This window comes from Massilia sp. CT11-108 (assembly GCF_047302915.1).
Lineage (GTDB): Bacteria > Pseudomonadota > Gammaproteobacteria > Burkholderiales > Burkholderiaceae_D > Telluria > Telluria orientalis.
The window spans coordinates 1-1880 of sequence record NZ_JBKYMO010000773.1 but is presented as its reverse complement, the minus strand read 5'-3'; the positions used below and the strand labels follow the sequence as shown (position 1 = coordinate 1880).

1 protein-coding gene is annotated in these 1880 nt (G+C 70.6%); it reads right to left on the bottom strand.

The features are described from left to right. Nucleotides 1-80: 80 nt before the first annotated feature. Nucleotides 81-1880 (bottom strand): translocation/assembly module TamB domain-containing protein (locus ACEN88_RS30510; RefSeq protein WP_413345749.1); only part of this gene is annotated, 1800 nt, incomplete at its 5' end.

Here is a 1880-nt window from a genome sequence, read left to right as displayed (position 1 = left end):
TTTTGGGATTGAAAGTTAACAGCTTCCCAAGCTGTTTACAACAAAAATTTGAGGGGAAGGCTCAGGCTCTGACCCCGGTGTTAGTCGAACGCCCAGGAGTACAGCACGTCCAGCGCCGTGTTGGTCCCGGTCTGCAGCTGCAGGGTGATGCGCGGGTTGATCTTGTAGCGCACCCGCACGACGCTCGATGCGGTCGCGGCGCCCTGTTCGAAGCTCAGGTACAGGCGCGACGAGATGCGCTTGCCGACCGTGACCACCGTGTTTTCCAGGCCGGACGCCTGGCCCGCGCCCTGGCGCACGCCCAGTTCGTCCACGCCCAGCGAGTTCGCCAGCTTGCTCGTGATGCCGCCCGTGCCGCCTTTTCCGCCCAGCAGGGCGCCGGCGGCGGCGCTCAGCACGTCGGCCTCGCTGCCCGTCGTCGCTTCCATGCCGTGGCCCAGCACGAGCCACGACAGTTTGTCGCTGTCGGACACGTTCGGCGTCGACACGAGCTTCGCCGTCGGCGCCAGCGCCGTGCCGCGCACCTGCACGCCCGCTTCCACGTTCGTCTCGCTCAGCTGTTCCCCGTCGGGACGCTTGCGCACGGCGAGGATGTCCAGCGACGGGTTGTCGTACGGGCCGCTGAACGTGATCACGCCGCGCTCGATCGCCAGGCGCTGGCCGTAAGCGGCATACGTGCCGTTGGCGGTGCGCACGGTGCCGTTGACGCGGGGCGGGCGGTCGCCCACCTTCAGCACGTGCACGCTGCCGGCCAGGTAGGCGTCGGCGCCCATGCCGCGCAGGTGGAAGTCGTCGCCCAGGTCGGCCGTCAGGTCGATCGTCAGCGGTACCGCGCCTTCCTTCTTCGCCGTCGTCGGTGCCGCATTGCCGCGGCCCAGGACGATGACGTCGTCCGAGATCGTCGGCCGGTCCTGCGGCGCCAGTTCGACGAGCGCGCGGTCGGCCTTGAAGCTGCCTTCGACCCGGAACTGGTGCGCGTCGCGCACGACGCTGGCCTGGCCGCTGAGGACGACGGTGCGGTCCGGGCGCGACAGCGCTTCCAGCTTGTCCGCGACGAGTTTCAGGTTCATCGTCGCTGCGCCGCCGGCAAAGCGCACGAAGCCGTCCGCCGTCGCGCGGCCGCTGTTGCCTTCCAGGGTCAGGCGCTGCAGCTGCAGCTGGTCGCCCGCGAGTTGCGCGCGCAGCTGGCCGTTGCGCAGGCGGACGCCCTGGTCCGGCCAACGCACGGCGAGGCCGTCGCCTTCGATATTGCCGTTCAGGGTCGGCGCGCCGACGGTGCCCGTGCCGTTGATCGCGAGGCGCAGCGCGCCGTCCACTTCCAGGCCCGGCTGGCCGAGCAGCGGCGATACCCACGACAGCGACGCGAGGCTCGCATTGGCCGTCAGTTTCAAGGGGCTGTCGTTGTCGACGCGGCCCTGCAGCAACTGCGCGGTGGCGTCCACATTGGCCGTGCCGATGCGCGTGCCGTCCAGCGCGAACTGGCTGCGCAGCGCGCCGCCGGCGACGTCCGCGCGCAGGTCCAGTTGGCGCAGGCCCAGCGCGATCGGCGAGATGTCGCCCGCGATCAAATCTCCCTTTTCGCGGAACACGTGCACGCTGCCCGCGAGCTGCGGCACGGCGCCGGCCGCGGTGGGCGCGCGCAGGTCGATCGCCCATTGCGCGCCGAGCGTCAGGTCGCCGCGCACGTTCTGGCGCATCGCGTCCGACGCCTGCGCCAGATAGTTCATCGGCACCCCGGTGGCGCTGCCGCGCGTGTTCCAGCGCGGGCCGATCTTGGCCAGCGAGTCGATCGTGACGGAGCCCGCCGGCAGCCGGATCGTCGCGCCGCTGAGCGCGATCTGCTCCGGTTTAGCGAGGCCCGCGAGGCCGCTGCCGGGCGC